The sequence below is a fragment of the Pseudomonas sp. GM33 genome (assembly GCF_000282295.1).
Lineage (GTDB): Bacteria > Pseudomonadota > Gammaproteobacteria > Pseudomonadales > Pseudomonadaceae > Aquipseudomonas > Aquipseudomonas laurylsulfatiphila.
Genome location: NZ_AKJO01000020.1, coordinates 48,641 through 64,304 on the forward strand (window position 1 = coordinate 48,641; position 15,664 = coordinate 64,304).

Below are 15,664 nucleotides of genomic sequence, written 5' to 3' on the forward strand. Positions count from 1 at the left end.
TTGAGGAGCGATCATCATGAACACTTCGTTCCCCCTGTTATTTGTGTCGCATGGTGCGCCGATGTTCGCCATCGAGCCTGGTCTGGCGGGTCAACGTCTGGCCGAGATCGGTCGCGAACTGCCGCGACCCGATGCCATCGTCATTCTCTCCCCGCACTGGATGACCCGCGGAGAAGTCTGCGTTACCGCGAGCACCGCGCCCGAAACCATTCACGATTTCGGTGGGTTTCCCGACGCCTTGTACCAATTGCGTTACCCGGCGCCGGGTGCTCCGGCCCTCGCCGCCCATATCGTGGGCCTGCTACAAAACGCGGGATGGAAGTCTCGGCTTGACGCCCGTCGAGGCCTAGATCACGGCGCCTGGGTGCCTCTGCTTTATCTGGCCCCTGAAGCCGACATTCCCGTCGTTCAGGTATCCATGCCTGCCGGACTCGACACCTACCAGGCCTGGAAACTGGGCAAAGCGCTGATGCCGCTGCGCGATATGAACGTGCTGATCGTGGCTTCCGGGAGCCTGACCCATAACTTGTATGAGTTTCGCGGGGCTGCCAGCCATGGGGCGGACTACGTAAAAGAATTTGCCGCCTGGACCGCCAAAGCCCTGAAGGCAAGGGACACTGATCTACTGCTGAACTTCATGCAGCACGCCCCATCCGCCGAACGCGCACACCCGACTGACGAGCATTTCTTGCCGTTGCTCATCGCCCTTGGCGCGGCCGGCGAACACTATGAAACCCGTGTTCTTGAGGGCGGCGTGAGCTACGGAGTGTTGTCGATGGACAGCTACCTTTTTTCCTCTAACCACAAGAATGGACCTCAATCCTTTCAACTCAGTCAAGGCATGACAGACCATGGGTGACATGACATTTTCTGAAGCGGCACGCGAGCCGCAAACGGGCCTGTTTTTCCGCAAAGGGAGCCGTACTGCGGCGCCCAAGGGCCGTCTGCTTTTACTGCATGGTGTGGGGTCAAACGAAGCGAATCTCGCCTCGCTGGCCAAATGGTTACCGCAAGAGCTGGAAGTGATCCTGCTGCGTGGTCCGCTGCAAGTCGGCCCACAGGGCTTCGCCTGGTATCAGGTGAACTTCACCAGCAACGGCCCTTCGTTCAATCAAGAGCAAGCAGAGTCAAGCCGGCAACTGCTGCAACGCTTTATCGAAGCACTCCCCAAGTTGCCGACCGTGATCGCCGGCTTCAGCCAGGGCGGCATCATGAGCGCGAGCCTTGGGCTCACGGAGCCTGAGCAGGTTGCCGGTTTCGCCATTTTGAGCGGCCGAATGCTGCGTGAACTTGACCCTCGGATCGCCTCTGCCAATCGGCTCAAGTCCGTCCGCGCGTTCATTGCCCATGGACATCAGGACAATGTCCTGCCTGTGGCCTGGGCGAAAGAAGCGGACGTCTGGCTGGATCGAATCGGCGTTGTCCATGAAACGCACTTCTACGACATGGCCCACGAGATCATCGCTGAAGAACTCGCGGATTTTTCGCAATGGCTGAACCACACACTGTCTCTCTCCAAGTAAAAAAAGGAACTGCACCATGATCGATTCACGTACCGCTCCGTATGCCGCACTCGTTATGCGCCTGGCCCTTGGCATCATGTTCATTGCTCACGGCCTGACCAAGGTGCTGGTGTTCACCCCCGCTGGCACCGCAGGTTTTTTTGAGTCTATTGGTTTCCCGGGTTTCCTGGCGTACCCGGTCATGGCCTTTGAAGTCATCGGCGGCTTGATGCTGGTGCTGGGTGTCTACGCACGCTGGGTGGCCGCTCTGGCGGTGGTTCAACTGGTCGTGGCCGCTACCGTCCACTTCGGTAATGGCTGGAGCTTCACTAACGCCAATGGCGGCTGGGAATATCCTGTCTACCTGGCGGCAACAGCTCTGGTTGTCGCGTTGCTGGGCGACGGCGCCATGGCGACAAAAGCATCCAGCAACGCGTAAGTTACTGCTGGCTCAACATCCACCGACGCCCTGCCCCGGAGCGTCGGTGGTTTTCGTTTGAGCTCAGCCGTAAGTCATCACGTCAGGCGCGATGTCATGAAGCTCACGAACGCCTTTATCTTGGGCAAGGGATGGCGACTCGATGGCCAGAGAATGCTGAACGTGCGGTGGTCGCGAACGTAGCGATCCAGTACCGGCACCAATCGTCCTTCAGCAATCGCGTCCTCGACGAAAAAATCAGGGAGACAGGCGATTCCCAGCCCCGCCTCAGCCATTGCCATCAACGGTTCAATTGCGTTGGCGGTAGCTGACTGCCCCAGTTCAACGCTGGTCTGCCCCTTTTTCGTCATCAGAGGCCAGGGGTCGAGTTTACCGCTGGTGGGAAATCGGTAACGCAGACATGAATGGCTGGACAGTTCCGAGGGTCGTGAAGGAACACCTCGCAGTGAAAGATAGGCAGCAGATGCCACCAGGCGGTGACTGTAGCCGTTGAGCTTGCGCATCATCAGCCGCGAGTCTTCAACTTCACCGATTCGCATCACGGCATCGAAACCCTCCTCGATCACGTTGACCAACCGATCACTGAACTCCAGCTCCAGCTCCACGTCGGGATATGCCTGCTGAAACGCAATCAAGTGAGGCATCAGCCTCATCCCCAGCTGCGGCAAACCGAGGCGCAACTTTCCCTGGGGTTTACCGGCAGCCTGAGTGATCTCCCGTTTGGCGACTTCGTATTCCGCAAAAATTCGATGGCAGCGTTCCAGAAACAGGCTGCCCTCGGACGTCAGGGTGATGGCCCGCGTGGACCGATGAAACAGCCTCACACCCAGTTCTTCCTCCAATCGCGCAACCGCCTTGCCAACGGCAGATGACGACACGCCGGTTCTGCGCCCGGCTTCGGTAAAGCTGCGGGTTTGCGCGGCATGAACGAACGCGCCGAGCGCTCCAAAATGATCCATGGCCACCTCAATGTATTTGAGCTTTATTTTCGTAAATGATCGGAATTTCATCCTGTTTTTCTTTCCAATCATACAACTTATAGTCACCGCCATTGTGACTTCACCCGCTCTATCGCACCGCGAAGTTAACGTCATCTGACTACATGAGAGACCTCGAATGACTTCGATGCCTTCCCCCATTGAACTCGCACCGGCGCTCAAACAGCACCCCGGCTTCGCGCGGGTTTTTCAACCCGGCCATTTGACCTTCGGTTTTATTGCACCGCTTGAAAGCTATCCCGATAGCCCGGGCCCGACCCTGCAGGATCACGCGCAGTTAGCTCATAAGGTTGACGAAGCGGGGTTTTCTGCCATCTGGCTACGGGACGTGCCCTTTTACGATCCGAACTTCGGTGACGTGGGGCAAATTCTTGATCCGTTGGTATACGCCGGCTTCCTCGCTGCCGTGACCAAGCAGATAGCCATCGGTACTGCCGGCATTGTCCTGCCCCTGCGCGATCCGTTGATTGTTGCCAAGCAGGCCGCGAGTATCGATCAACTGCTGGGCGGGCGATTTATTCTGGGCCTGGCCACAGGTGATCGGCCGGTGGAATACCCTGCCTTCGGACTCGACTTCAGCAATCGCGCAGAGCGTTTCCGTGATGCGCTGGCAATCATCCGCGCCGCTTCGGAAACACACTGGGCCGTGCACCCGTCTCGGTTTTATGGCCAGTTGAATGGAGACATCGACCTCGTTCCCAAACCCGTGGGCTCACGCATGCCAACCATTATCATTGGTCAAGCCGGCCAGTCGTTTGAGTGGGTTGGTAAAAACAGCGATGGAATTCTTTCCTACATTTCCAACCCAGACTTGATTCCCCAGATCATCGAGCGGTGGCGTGCAGCCTGCGGCGACAACGTCTACAAGCCGTATGGCTACGGCACTCTGTTCGACCTGGACCGAGATCCGAACCATCCCCTCCAGGCGGGGCGCGTGCTGCGTGCCGGACGAAACGCGCTGATCGAACACTGGAAACGTCAGCAGGATCAAGGCGTCAGTCACGTTGCCCTGCACTTCAAACCCCAACGACGCCACGCCTCGGAAGTCATCGACGAGCTAGGCGAATACCTCTTGCCGCACTTTCCAAGTGTGCCCTTACCCGCCAAACCAACTACAGCGCAGACCCACTCATGAATCGTCCTTTGCATCACATGGATTTCATCTTTCAGACAGCCTTGGGGACCTATCCCCTGGCGGCGCAGTGCGAGATGCTTGCCGAGCTTGGCTACCAAGGGTTGACGATGTCTGCCTGGAGTAACGACCTGAAGTCGATCGCCCAGGTCAAACCCACCTGGGGCCTGGACGTCGGTGCGGTCTACCTGATCTATCGCAGGGGCCTGGAATCATTTGTGACCAACGTGTTCGAGACTATCGAGGGCTGCACCACCATCGAACTGGCCCTGCATTCCGGCGACGAAGTCACCAACTTCGACCGCCAAATGATCCAACGCCTACTCCCGATCTGCGAGCGCCGAGGCCTGGAGATCAGCTTGTATCCGCATGCCCGCTACGGCATGCAGACGACCACCGAAGCAGTGGCCCTTTGCAGGGAGTTCAACCATCCGCGACTCAACATCGTGTTCAATGGATATCACTGGTACGCGACTGAAGAACAGGCCTTGGAGCAGCGCCTTGACGCGATGTGGCCTTGGCTGAAACAGGTGAACATCGCCGGTACTCGGCGCTCCCCGCTCGGATGGGGCGGCCTGGCCACCATCGAACCGCTCGACGAGGGGGAAATGGATAACTTCGTGCTGTTGGGCGCGCTCGAACGACGCGGCTTTGACGGGCGGTTTGGCGTGCTCGGCTGGGAGAGCATGGGCGGCGATGTCTACGGCAACCTTCGCCGATCGGTCACCGCCTTCCGGTCCATGGAACAACGGTTGGCCGCCCACCCCGAGTGGGCCGTCTTGACCGACTCGCCCCGCTGAGCCAGGAGATAAATCATGGCTCAGCGCATCCATGCACTTGATTCCTTCTTCTACTCGTCGATGGGCGTATACGCCTTTCAGACACAGTGCGAAATGTTGGCCGAGATCGGCTACGACGGCATCACTGTCGCCGCCTGGGGCGGCACACCACTGACTGACCTTAGCCTGTTGCCCAGCGTCCGGGAAAACCATGGCCTGCACATTGAAGGCCTTTATCTGGTGCTACATGAGGGACGCAACGATTCCCTGATACGGCGCATCGTCGAAACCGTCGAGGGTGTAGAGCTGATCGAGTTGGCGATTCAGACCACCGTCAATGGCGCCCAAGCCATTTTGCGGTTTATCGAGTCGCTGCTGCCCATTGTCGAGCGACGCGGATTACGGATCGCCTTGTATCCGCATCTTCATCATGTCACCCAAACGACTACGCAAGTCGTACAGATTTGCGAGCTCTTTTCTCACCCACGCCTGGGGGCCTCGTTCAATGGGTATCACTGGTACGCCAGCCAGGAAGGCGAATTGGAGCGGCGCCTTGCAGCAATGAAACCCTGGCTCATGCAAGTGGTGACTTCTGGCAGTGCACTTTCGCAGTTGGGCTGGGGCGGCGTGGCGACGATGGAGCCAGTCGACCGCGGTGAGATGGACAACTTCGCCTTGATCGCCGCGCTGAATCGCGTCGGTTATACCGGCAGCCTTGGCGTGCTCGGCTGGGATTACGGGGGGGACATTTACCTCAAGCTCCAGCGTTGCCTGGCAACGCTACGGGAAATCGATCAACGCCTGGAACGTCATCCGTCCTGGTCGGATTTCACGCTGAAGTAGCGGATGGCCGCGTCACAGAACTCAACTCAAAAACGGAACATGCAATGACAGCCCTTTCTGTGCTTGACCTCATGATGATCGGCGAAGGAAAAACCTTTGCCAACACGCTGGATGACGCCGCCTCCCTGGCGCGACACGTGGAAGCCCATGGCTACAAACGCTATTGGATCGCCGAGCACCACGACCTTCCGGGAATTGCCTCTTCGGCGACCACCTTGCTCATCCAGCATCTTGCTATGGCAACCAGCACCCTGCGTATCGGTTCCGGTGGAATCATGCTACCCAACCACTCGCCTCTAATAGTGGCGGAGCAGTTCGGGACATTGAATACCTTGTTTCCCGGTCGCATCGATTTGGGCATTGGCAGAGCACCGGGGTCGGCAGGGCTGGCTATTCGCGCCATGCGCGGTGATGCCTCCGAGCGAGACTTTGCCCAGGATATCCAGCAATTGACGGACTACCTGGCGGACAACGGAAATCAACCGGTTCGTGCAATCCCTGAAACCCATGACGTTCCGCTATGGCTATTGGGTTCAAGCCTCAACAGCGCAGATCTCGCTGCAAAAATGGGGCTCCCCTACGCCTTCGCTTCACATTTCGCGCCTCGATTCCTGATGCAGGCCATCGCGCATTATCGCGCCTCGTTCCGGCCCTCGATGTTGCTTGACCGCCCTTATGTCATCGCTGGCGCTAATGTCTTCGCAGCCCCGTCACGCGCCGAAGCCGATTACCTGGCGAGTTCGCACCGTCATTGGGTGGCCAATTTATACGCGGGCAAAGCAGGGAAGCTGCCGAGCCCGCAAGAGGGTTACATGGAAAGGCTCGCCGACGCGGATCGGCATAATCTGGCGCAAGCCATGGCTTGCACTGCGGTAGGCGATCAGGATGATGTGGGAAGCTGGCTGCGTCAGTTCATCGCGACCACCAAGGCGGACGAGGTGATCATCGATGCGAGAATTCATGACCCCGACGCACGCTGCCGCTCCTATCAACTGGCCGCGCAATCCATTGCCGACCTGCTTGACTGAGACATCCATGTGCTGAGTTAACGCAAGAAAACGGTATTGGTGAATGCCCCGCTACAAGGCGTCGTCAATCCGCTTGAGTGATTGACGACGCCTGTTCGGCATGACATTGCTTCAGCAACGCATGGCCGTCAGTCAAGACTCAATTGAAAACCATGCCACCATCAATAATGACCGCCTGACCTGTCATGTAGTCAGAGTCAGGCCCGGACAGGAATGACACACAGGCCGCAACGTCCTCTGGCTGAGACAGTCTCTTCAACGCAATATGCTGGGCGAATTGCTGCATTCCCCATTCAAAGCTTTGGTTGGCATTGTCCGCCACATCTTGAGCCACCTTACGCATCATGGGTGTATTCACAATGCCTGGGCAGTAAGCATTCACCGTAATGCCGAGGTGGGCCAACTCCCTGGCCGCCGTTTGGGTGATGCCCCGTACGGCAAACTTGGTCCCGCCATACACCGCCAGGTCCGGATTGCCGACGTGACCGGCCTGCGAGGAGGCGCTGATGATTTTGCCGCCGTGCCCCAGCGTCTTGAATGCATCAACAGCCGCCTGTATACCCCACAGAACGCCACCCACATTGATATCAAAGGTTCTCCGATAAATCTCTGGGGTTATCGATTCAATCGGTGCAATCGGTGCAATGCCCGCATTATTGATGACCACGTGTAGATCACCCAGAGCCTCCACTGCTTGCTTCACGGCCTTGAAGACATCCTCACGATCGGCCACATCAACCCGTATCGCCAGGGCTCGGCCCCCCTTCTTATTGATTCTGTCCGCCACGAAACTTGCACTTTCGATGTTCATGTCAGCACAGGCCACTGCAAAACCATCTGACGCCAGTCGCATCGCAATGGCCTCACCGATTCCTTGACCTGCACCTGTGACAAAAGCAACTTTTGCGTGAGATTTACTCATTTCATTTTTCCTTCTCTATCGTTATGGGGAAATCAGACAGCGAGTATTAAAAAAGCCGTGTTGGCAGGCACGCCAGTCAGTCAACCGTCAGAAGCTGGCCTGGATTTTCACGCCTGCGACCAAGGCGTTATCCACTTCATAAACCCCGCCGGGGTGACGGACGTACTGCAGGTTCGGACGCACGGTCAGCCAGTCGGAAACATGAACCCCATAGTTGAGTTCGATGTCGTACTCACTGTGCTGAACGGGCACGAATTGCGGGTTATCGTAGTCGTCGATGCCCGAGCTTTCATTGATCTGGCGCTGGCGTTTGCTCACGTCATCGTTGACCAGTAGCCGAGCGACTCCCAAACCGATGTCATCCTTCGGCCGGGCATCGAAAGGTCCTCTGTAGACCGCGCCGATGTTCTGGAAACTTTCGATGCCGCTAGTGGCCTTGTCGTGTACGGTCACGCTGGCGAAGACGCTCAAGCCGCGTGAGGCATCGCCGTGATGGGTGGTGAGTTGCTGCTGGCCCATGATCCACGCGCCATGTTTGCTGCTGCGGGACTTGGGCGCCTGGCCGGTCAACCCTTGTGGCTGGCCGTTAACATCGTCGTACACATCATTCGCGCTGGCACTGCTGTGGTAGTAGCCCAAGCGGTACTCACCCGGCAACGCTTCAGTGCCCAGCGTCGGCGTCCAGATCACCTCTACGGGTACGAGTGCACCCTTGGTACCACTCCCGCTAAGCTTGAAGCCGTTGTTGGTCTCCAGGTTCGAAGGGTTTTGCTCGTACACCCCGATCTGCACGGCCCACTGTTGATCAATGTTGTACCTGGCTCGCAGCCCCCACTGGCTAACGGGACCGCTGTACCACACATCCCCCGCTACGTTGCCGACGGGAGCACTGCAGAACGACAGGCTCTGGAAGTCACAAGGAAAACTGTTGAAGTCCTCGTTGACACCCAATCGTCCCAGCTTGAGGTCCAGGGCTCTGTCGAAAAACTTCTGTCGATACCACATCTGGGTCAAGCGCCAGGTTTGACCACGTCCCCAGACTTCCTGCACCGAGCTGAGTTGGCCCGTACGCGGATCGGCAATTCGATCGTTGGAAAGATTGTTTCCATTACGCTCGGTCACCAGCAGTTGGAACTCCGCGTCATTCCAGTCAAGGAGTTTTTGCAGATCAAGGTGCGTGCCCAAAGCCCATTGAGCGGTGTAGCGAGCAGTGCGGTCATGATCGTAGCCACCGTGCAGATTGGTGGCTGCCTCACCGGTATAGCCGACGATGACGTCTACTCCCTTTTCCAATAACTCACTGCGTTCACCGCCCCAATCTCCCAATCCCCATCGGGACGAGGAGTCTGCTGCTGATGCAGGTACAGTGATGCATGCCAGGAGCCCAAGCCCCAGCGGCAGTTGCCAATAGGTGTTCATGTCGATTTTTCCTTGTTTTTATGTTTTTACGACACAGCGTTAGCCAGACCGCAGGGCAACGCCGTTGCGGCCATGAAAAAAATGTTTGTTTGAAAAAGGACAGTGGCGAGCTAAATGCCGGCCAGGCACAGGTACTTGATTTCGAGATAGTCCTCGAGTCCGTACTTCGATCCCTCCCGGCCGACACCGGACGCCTTGATACCGCCGAAGGGCGCGGCTTCGGAACTGATGATTCCGGTGTTTACGCCTACAATTCCGTACTCCAGGGCTTCACCGATGCGGAACGCCCTTCCCAGATTCGCGGTATAGAAATACGCCGCCAGGCCGAACTCGGTGTCGTTCGCTTTGCCGATGACTTCGGCGTCATCGTAGAAGCGGAAGACTGGCGCGAGCGGACCGAAGGTTTCTTCTTTAGCTACCCGGGCGCTATCGGGCACATTCACCAGAATGGTCGGCTCGAAGAAATTGCCGCCTAAGGCATGGGCGGCGCCTCCTTTGATGACTTTGGCCCCCTTGGCCAAAGCATCTTCAATATGCTCGCGGACTTTGGCGACAGCCTTGCCATCAATCAATGGGCCAAGGGTAACGCCGTCAGAAAAACCGTCACCGATTTTCAGTGCGCCCACCGCTGAAGCGAGTTTGTCGATGAAGGTGTCGTATACCTTGTCGTGGACATACAGGCGGTTGGCGCAGACACAGGTTTGCCCTGCATTGCGAAATTTGGAGGACAACGCTCCCTCTACGGCAGCATCAAGATCAGCATCCTCAAAGACAATGAACGGCGCATTACCGCCTAATTCCAGCGAGACTTTCTTGATGTCGTGGGCGCACTTTTCCATGATTTGACGGCCGATTTCAGTCGAGCCGGTAAATGAAATTTTGCGCACAGTCGGGTTGCTGGTCAGCTCTTCTGCAATTTCTGCTGCCGCGCCGGTCACCACCGACAGGACTCCTTTTGGGATGCCCGCCTGCTCGGCCAGGTAGATCAGCGCCAGTGCTGAAAAAGGTGTTTGAGAGGCTGGCTTGATGACCATGGTGCAACCGGCCGCTAATGCAGGGCCGGCTTTGCGGGTGATCATGGCGCTGGGGAAGTTCCATGGGGTGATGGCTGCGCAAACTCCGACGGGCTGTTTGATGACCAGCAGGCGTTTGTCCGTGGCACCCGGAATAATATCTCCGTATACACGCTTGGCCTCCTCCGCATACCACTCGATATAGGACGCGCCGAAGGTGATTTCGCCCAATGCTTCGGGCAGTGGCTTACCCTGCTCCAGGGTCATGATCTGAGCCAGATCGTGCTGATTCTCAATGATCAGGTTGTACCAGCGTCGCAGCACAGTGGCGCGTTCCTTTGCCGACAGGTCACGCCAAGAAGGTAGCGCGCGTTCGGCCGCCGCAATAGCACGATGGGTCTCGGCCTTGCCCATACGTGGCACCTGGCCAATAGAGGCATTGGACGACGGATTAACGACTGTAATGGTGGCGGCGCTGTCACTAGAGGTCCATTCACCATCGATATAGGATTGCTGGCGGAAAAGTTGAGGGTTATTCAGTATCACTGCATGTTCTCCAATGGCGCGCAGCTCCGGCGGAGCCGCACCTGTTCAACACTCGCCTGTGCGCCCTGCGCTACAGGCGAATGCATCCGTGATTGCCGGTTGCGTCCGGTCGATCAATGCAGGGCGATACGCGCGTGCTTGTCCGACACACTCACGGCCTTGAACTTGAAGCCTCGGTAGTCATTGTTTTTTACTGACGCAAGCTGTTCGCTGAATGCCCCCAGTCCGCCCATGTAGAAGTAAACCTTATTGCTCTTGCCGGGGATGTTGGCACCGAAGATCCAAGAGTCGGTCTTGGCGAACAGCGTTTGATCGGCGATTTCCTGGCAAGTCACGCCCCATTCATGCTCGCTTTGCGGATCGGGCTCCACGCATGCCAACTCGTTTTCCTCCATGAAGCCAATCAGCTCCGATACCCACTCAACTTCCGTCTCAATAGTGGGTGGCAGGTTTGTAAAAGGACCGTTCGGGCCGAGAATCATGAACATATTGGGGAAGTTGGCGGTGGCGACCGATAGATAACTCGACGGTCCGTCAGCCCAGTGATCGTTGATCGACACATTGTCGCGCCCGCGTATATCGATGCGCTTGTAGTTGCCGTCCACGGCATCAAAGCCGGTGGCAAATACCAGTACATCCAGTTCGTGTTCTACCCCGTCCGCGGTGCGAATGCCCTTGGCGGTGATTTCTTCGATAGGATTGGCTTTTACATCGATCAGCGACACGTTTTCCCGGTTGAAGGTGGCGTAGTAACCGCTGTCACACAGTGGCCGTTTCGCATAGAGGTCGCGGGGCATCAACCTGCGCGCGGTTTCCGGGTCCTTGACGATTTCCGCGATTTTTTCCCGCACAAAGTCCTGGGCGGCGATGTTCGCTTCTTCGCTGGTTGCGATGTCATTGAAGGTCTGGAACATGTAGCGAAAACCGCCGCCACCATCCCAGGCTCGCTGAAAGATGGCTTTTCGCTCGGCGGCATCGACACTCATGGTTGGAATATCGCTTTCCTGGAAACCGAACGCCAGGCGCGAGGAGCGCACCTCTTTCCAGATGGCGTCGTAGTTGCGTTTGATGTCATCCACGTATTCGCGACTGAGCGGGCCGTTACCCACCGGCACTGTGTATTGCGCGGAACGTTGGAACACACTCAAGTGGCCGACTATCGGGGCAATCGCGGTGATGACCTGGCAACCTGTCGAACCTGTGCCAATGACACCCACACGCTTGCCTTCCAGCACAGCATCAGCAGGCCAGTTGGCGGTGTGGTACATCTGGCCCTTGAATTGATCGAGGCCTTTGATCTTCGGAACATTGGCTGCTGAAAGCAGGCCCAGCGCCGTAACCAGATACTTGGCGCTGTACTGATGTCCGTCATCGGTGCTGAGCAGCCAGCGACTGCTTTGCTCGTCGAACACGGCAGAGGTGATCGCAGTGTCGAGCTGGATATCCCGGCGCAGCTCATGTCGATCAACTGCGTGGTTCAGGTAGGACAAGATTTGCGGCTGGGTCAGATAGCGTGTGGTGATATCCCACTCCTGGCACAGCTCGCGATCCCAGGAGAAGCAATAGACGAAGGATTCACTGTCGGATAATGCACCCGGATAGCGGTTCCAAAACCAGGTCCCACCGACTCCGCCCGCCTTATCAAATGCGCGAACTTTCAAACCGAGTTCATCGCGCAACTTCTTGAGCATGTAGATGCCGCCGAAGCCTGCGCCAATCACGATGGCGTCGTAGTTAATGATATCGGTGCCAACGGAACGTTTGGCCAGAACTGTAGTTGTCATTATGTTCTCCTGTTTTCGATCTATTGGCCCCCACAGCCCAACTAACGGCAGTGCGTTGTTGAAAGCTGCAGGCAAGCCGCATCCGTTCCCCATGACTAAGCGTCCGGGGCAAGTGATCAACACATATCGGGTGAGCGGGTCAGTACTTTCCCGCGCGTTCAACTAGAGCGAGAAACCGCCATCTACGGCGATCGCCTGTCCGGTGACATGGGGCGCACAGGCCAGATAAACCGCCAATTGGCCCATGTCTTCAACCGTTTGGGCCTCGCCTTGGGGCAGGAGGCTAGACTGGTGGCGCTCCCAGGACTGCACTTCCGTCTCGCCAGGCTGAGCCCAGCGTGCAGAAAGCCCTTCATCACCACGCCACATGCCGGTCCCGACCACTCCAGGGCAAAGTGCATTGACGGTGATGCCTTCGCGGGCTACCTCTTTGGCAAAGGCGTTGGTAAAGCCGATCACTGCAAATTTGGAAGCGCTGTAATGGGACAGGTCTGGGAATCCGACTTTGCCGGCAATCGAGGCGAGATTGATGATTCGCCCGAATTTATGTTCGCGCATCAATTTGAGTTCCGCCTGGCAGCACAGAAACACACCGCGAGCGTTGATGTTCATGACTCGGTCCCATTCACTGACCGGCAATTCCTCGACCTTGCCGAGGCTGACCACACCTGCGTTGTTGACCGCCACATCGAGCCGACCAAACGCGCTCCTGACTTGTTCGATCATGCTGGCAACGCTCTCGGTCTTGCTGACATCAACTTGTATGGCGACAGCTTGACGACCCAGGGCGCGAACGTTGGCGGCGGCCTCTTCGGCAATACCGATGTCGTAATCGGCGAGTACCAGATCAGCGCCAGCCTGGGCCAGGCTCAGCGCTATGCCCTGACCAATACCACGCCCGGCGCCTGTCACCAGGGCAACTTTGCCTGTCAGGGAGAAGTCGATAGCTTTGGATACGCTCATTTGATGCCTCTGTTCATTATTGTTGTTGAGATGCGGCCGTCTCACACGACCCGCTGAGACAGTAAGAGCAAGTCGGATGCCAAGTACCGAACAAATGCCTGAAAGCCGCTGAATAGAGCGGTTTCAAATACTAAAAATGTGGCGAGACTGGCTGCTGAGGAAAGACATAATGGCTCTTGCCCCGCCCTTAAGACTGCGAATACTGAGATGTTATGTCTCACGCAGGAGCTGCAGATCGAATCAGCTTGTGGGGGCTGCCCAACAAGCCTTTAATGAAACCCACAAAAAATAAGATCTGACCCTTCGGAGGTACCATGTCCTCTGGCTACGCAAAGACTCACGTCGACCACGTGAGTCGAGTGTTACGCACTGCCGAAAGTGCTCCGACCCTGCCGGTGCCCAACATCATCCTCGATTCGTGGCGTCGCTCGGTGCAGCACCACAAACTCGACCCTGGTTCATTGCAGGGGCCCAGAATTCTTGAGGCTCACCAGCTCCATGAGCACCGTGAGCGCGTCGACGACTTCCTGCACCTAGCAGGCGATGAGATATCTCGCCTGCACAACCGGGTACGTGACGCCGATTACTGTGTGATGCTCACCGACACGCTGGGTTGCACGGTTGACTACCGCATTGAATCGACCATACGCAGCGAATACCGCCGCGCGGGCATGGATGTGGGGACCTGTTGGTCCGAAAGCGTAGAAGGAACAACGGGCGTCTGTGCGGTCCTTATCGACAAACAGCCGGTCACCGTGCATAAACACGACCACTTCCGCGCCGCTTTTATCGGAATCACCTGCTCCGCCGCGCCGGTGTTTTCACCAAACGGCGAGATCCTGGCTGTTCTGGATGTCTCTTCGATCCGCTCTCCGGATGACCGGCGCAGTCAGCACTTGATCAGGCAGATGGTCATCCAGAGCGCCACTGACATCGAGAACGCCTACTTCATGTACAGCACTCAGGATCTTTGGGTTTTACGCGCACATCCCCTGCCCGGCTACATCGACAGCCAGCCACAATGCCTGTTCGCCTGGGACCGCGATGGCGTGATTCAGGCGCTCAACCCCGCCGCCCGACGCCTCTTGTTACAGCGCCACGGCAGAATTCCCGTCAGTATCCATGAAGCATTCGGCTCGGCACGATTGCCTGCCGCCAGCGACGACAGTGTTCACTACCTGCCTTCAATGGGGCTGCACGTTCGACTCAAAGCTCCACGTAGACCGACCAGTGTGGCCGTTGAGAACAATGTCGTTTCATCAATTGATCCCAAGGTCGCCCAGGCACTAGAGCTGGCCGTGCGTGTCAAGGACCGCGGGTTGCCCGTTCTGATACATGGAGAGACGGGAGCTGGCAAGGAATACTTCGCCCTGCAACTGCATAGAGCCAGCAAGCGCCGCGACAAACCCTTCGTTGCGGTGAACTGTGCGGCGATACCCGAGAATCTCATTGAGAGCGAGTTGTTCGGATATGTCGCCGGTGCGTTCACCGGTGCATCCAGCAAAGGCATGCGCGGCCTGTTGCAACAAGCCGATGGTGGCACGCTGTTCCTGGATGAAATCGGCGATATGCCGCTGATGTTGCAAACTCGCTTGCTCAGAGTCCTGAGCGAGGGGGAGGTGGCGCCGTTAGGTGGCGCCCGGCCACAGTCCATCGACATCCAGGTCATTTGCGCCAGTCACCGTGATATTTCCACGCTAGTGGAAGCCGGCGGCTTTCGCGAAGACCTGTATTTTCGTTTGAGCGGAGCGCGCTTCGACATACCGCCACTGCGTGAGCGCAAAGACAAGCTCGCGCTGATCAACAGGCTGCTGGATGAGGAGTGTCAGCGCTCGGGAGACAAGCTTGAACTGAGCGAGGCGGCACTGGAAATGCTCTTGAACTACAACTGGCCAGGTAATATGCGTCAGTTGCATCACGTACTGCGCTACGCGTGTGCAGTCTGTACCAGCCACATCATCGGCGTGCAGGACTTGCCTGCCACCCTAGGCACAAGCACGCCGGTAATGGGGCAGGAAGCGGTATCGGGCAGCCCCGAACGTCAGACATTGATTGATACCCTTGTACGCAATCGTTGGAAACCTCTGCTGGCCGCACAAGAATTGGGAATTTCTCGTGCAACTCTCTATCGCAAAGTGAACCAGCACGGCATAAAAATGCCGGGCAAAGGCTCCTATAACTGAGCATGCACAGGCGCTACGAACGTAGCGCCTGGCCCCATCGTTTCAAGTTCAGATCAATTGCTGCAACTGCGGCACTGCCTCAAACAAGTCTGCCACCAGGCCGTAATCGGCCA

14 protein-coding genes are annotated in these 15,664 nt (G+C 57.3%); 8 read left to right on the plus strand and 6 right to left on the minus strand.

What is annotated here, in order from left to right; translation table 11 throughout:
- The first annotated feature begins 16 nt into the window (after positions 1–16).
- The 3 genes from PMI26_RS25635 to PMI26_RS25625 are packed head-to-tail and all read left to right on the plus strand — an operon-like array spanning position 17 to position 1,941.
- Positions 17–859, plus strand: a complete 843-nt coding sequence (locus PMI26_RS25635) for a DODA-type extradiol aromatic ring-opening family dioxygenase (protein ID WP_007970844.1) — start codon at positions 17–19, stop codon at positions 857–859.
- Positions 852–1,523 (plus strand): alpha/beta hydrolase, encoded by a 672-nt coding sequence (locus PMI26_RS25630; RefSeq protein ID WP_007970847.1) that lies wholly within the window; start codon positions 852–854, stop codon positions 1,521–1,523. The genes PMI26_RS25635 and PMI26_RS25630 overlap by 8 nt, the downstream gene beginning before the upstream one ends.
- Before the next feature lie 16 nt (positions 1,524–1,539).
- Positions 1,540–1,941: a DoxX family protein gene (locus PMI26_RS25625; protein ID WP_007970848.1), complete on the plus strand. Its 402-nt coding sequence runs from the start codon at positions 1,540–1,542 to the stop codon at positions 1,939–1,941.
- 77 nt (positions 1,942–2,018) lie between these two features.
- On the opposite strand, the gene PMI26_RS25620 is transcribed toward PMI26_RS25625, so the two are convergent.
- The gene (locus PMI26_RS25620) at positions 2,019–2,900 is read right to left on the minus strand and encodes a LysR family transcriptional regulator (RefSeq protein WP_007970850.1); all 882 of its coding nucleotides are present in this window, start codon (positions 2,898–2,900) and stop codon (positions 2,019–2,021) included.
- Between the two features lie 157 nt (positions 2,901–3,057).
- Between PMI26_RS25620 and PMI26_RS25615 the strand changes: the two genes are divergently transcribed.
- From PMI26_RS25615 to PMI26_RS25600, 4 genes are read left to right on the plus strand one after another with little or no spacing between them, the layout of a single operon-like run.
- Positions 3,058–4,074: an LLM class oxidoreductase gene (locus PMI26_RS25615; protein WP_007970852.1), complete on the plus strand. Its 1,017-nt coding sequence runs from the start codon at positions 3,058–3,060 to the stop codon at positions 4,072–4,074.
- Positions 4,071–4,871 (plus strand): sugar phosphate isomerase/epimerase family protein, encoded by an 801-nt coding sequence (locus PMI26_RS25610; protein WP_007970854.1) that lies wholly within the window; start codon positions 4,071–4,073, stop codon positions 4,869–4,871. The genes PMI26_RS25615 and PMI26_RS25610 overlap by 4 nt, the downstream gene beginning before the upstream one ends.
- A 15-nt stretch (positions 4,872–4,886) precedes the next feature.
- A complete protein-coding gene (locus tag PMI26_RS25605; protein ID WP_007970856.1) occupies positions 4,887–5,693 on the plus strand; it encodes a sugar phosphate isomerase/epimerase family protein in 807 nt (268 codons plus the stop codon).
- 44 nt (positions 5,694–5,737) lie between these two features.
- Complete coding sequence (locus tag PMI26_RS25600) at positions 5,738–6,721, plus strand: LLM class flavin-dependent oxidoreductase (protein ID WP_007970858.1); 984 nt, start codon at positions 5,738–5,740, stop codon at positions 6,719–6,721.
- A gap of 139 nt (positions 6,722–6,860) precedes the next feature.
- Here the strand turns inward: PMI26_RS25600 and PMI26_RS25595 are convergent, their stop codons facing one another.
- The 5 genes from PMI26_RS25595 to PMI26_RS25575 all read right to left on the minus strand — a co-directional run bounded on the left by PMI26_RS25595 (position 6,861) and on the right by PMI26_RS25575 (position 13,368).
- A complete protein-coding gene (locus tag PMI26_RS25595) occupies positions 6,861–7,643 on the minus strand; it encodes a (S)-acetoin forming diacetyl reductase (protein WP_033047432.1) in 783 nt (260 codons plus the stop codon).
- 87 nt (positions 7,644–7,730) lie between these two features.
- A complete protein-coding gene (locus PMI26_RS25590; RefSeq protein ID WP_007970863.1) occupies positions 7,731–9,062 on the minus strand; it encodes a carbohydrate porin in 1,332 nt (443 codons plus the stop codon).
- Between the two features lie 110 nt (positions 9,063–9,172).
- Positions 9,173–10,621 carry an NADP-dependent succinate-semialdehyde dehydrogenase gene (gabD, locus tag PMI26_RS25585; protein WP_007970865.1) on the minus strand — a complete coding sequence of 483 codons (1,449 nt, stop codon included), beginning with the start codon at positions 10,619–10,621 and terminating at the stop codon, positions 9,173–9,175.
- Positions 10,622–10,734: 113 nt separating this feature from the next.
- A complete protein-coding gene (locus PMI26_RS25580; RefSeq protein ID WP_007970866.1) occupies positions 10,735–12,405 on the minus strand; it encodes a flavin-containing monooxygenase in 1,671 nt (556 codons plus the stop codon).
- A 162-nt stretch (positions 12,406–12,567) separates the two neighbouring features.
- Positions 12,568–13,368 (minus strand): SDR family NAD(P)-dependent oxidoreductase, encoded by an 801-nt coding sequence (locus PMI26_RS25575; protein WP_007970867.1) that lies wholly within the window; start codon positions 13,366–13,368, stop codon positions 12,568–12,570.
- A gap of 314 nt (positions 13,369–13,682) precedes the next feature.
- On the opposite strand from PMI26_RS25575, the gene PMI26_RS25570 reads away from it, so the two are divergent.
- Complete coding sequence (locus tag PMI26_RS25570) at positions 13,683–15,551, plus strand: sigma-54-dependent Fis family transcriptional regulator (protein WP_007970868.1); 1,869 nt, start codon at positions 13,683–13,685, stop codon at positions 15,549–15,551.
- The last annotated feature ends 113 nt before the right edge of the window (positions 15,552–15,664 follow it).

What these genes read in the sequence shown, in the direction of transcription:
- PMI26_RS25635 (WP_007970844.1), top strand. Translation starts at nt 17, where the DNA reads ATGAACACTTCGTTCCCCCTGTTATTTGTGTCGCATGGTGCGCCGATG.
- PMI26_RS25630 (WP_007970847.1), top strand. Translation starts at nt 852, where the DNA reads ATGGGTGACATGACATTTTCTGAAGCGGCACGCGAGCCGCAAACGGGC.
- PMI26_RS25625 (WP_007970848.1), top strand. Translation starts at nt 1,540, where the DNA reads ATGATCGATTCACGTACCGCTCCGTATGCCGCACTCGTTATGCGCCTG.
- PMI26_RS25620 (WP_007970850.1), bottom strand. Translation starts at nt 2,900, where the DNA reads ATGGATCATTTTGGAGCGCTCGGCGCGTTCGTTCATGCCGCGCAAACC.
- PMI26_RS25615 (WP_007970852.1), top strand. Translation starts at nt 3,058, where the DNA reads ATGACTTCGATGCCTTCCCCCATTGAACTCGCACCGGCGCTCAAACAG.
- PMI26_RS25610 (WP_007970854.1), top strand. Translation starts at nt 4,071, where the DNA reads ATGAATCGTCCTTTGCATCACATGGATTTCATCTTTCAGACAGCCTTG.
- PMI26_RS25605 (WP_007970856.1), top strand. Translation starts at nt 4,887, where the DNA reads ATGGCTCAGCGCATCCATGCACTTGATTCCTTCTTCTACTCGTCGATG.
- PMI26_RS25600 (WP_007970858.1), top strand. Translation starts at nt 5,738, where the DNA reads ATGACAGCCCTTTCTGTGCTTGACCTCATGATGATCGGCGAAGGAAAA.
- PMI26_RS25595 (WP_033047432.1), bottom strand. Translation starts at nt 7,643, where the DNA reads ATGAGTAAATCTCACGCAAAAGTTGCTTTTGTCACAGGTGCAGGTCAA.
- PMI26_RS25590 (WP_007970863.1), bottom strand. Translation starts at nt 9,062, where the DNA reads ATGAACACCTATTGGCAACTGCCGCTGGGGCTTGGGCTCCTGGCATGC.
- PMI26_RS25580 (WP_007970866.1), bottom strand. Translation starts at nt 12,405, where the DNA reads ATGACAACTACAGTTCTGGCCAAACGTTCCGTTGGCACCGATATCATT.
- PMI26_RS25575 (WP_007970867.1), bottom strand. Translation starts at nt 13,368, where the DNA reads ATGAGCGTATCCAAAGCTATCGACTTCTCCCTGACAGGCAAAGTTGCC.
- PMI26_RS25570 (WP_007970868.1), top strand. Translation starts at nt 13,683, where the DNA reads ATGTCCTCTGGCTACGCAAAGACTCACGTCGACCACGTGAGTCGAGTG.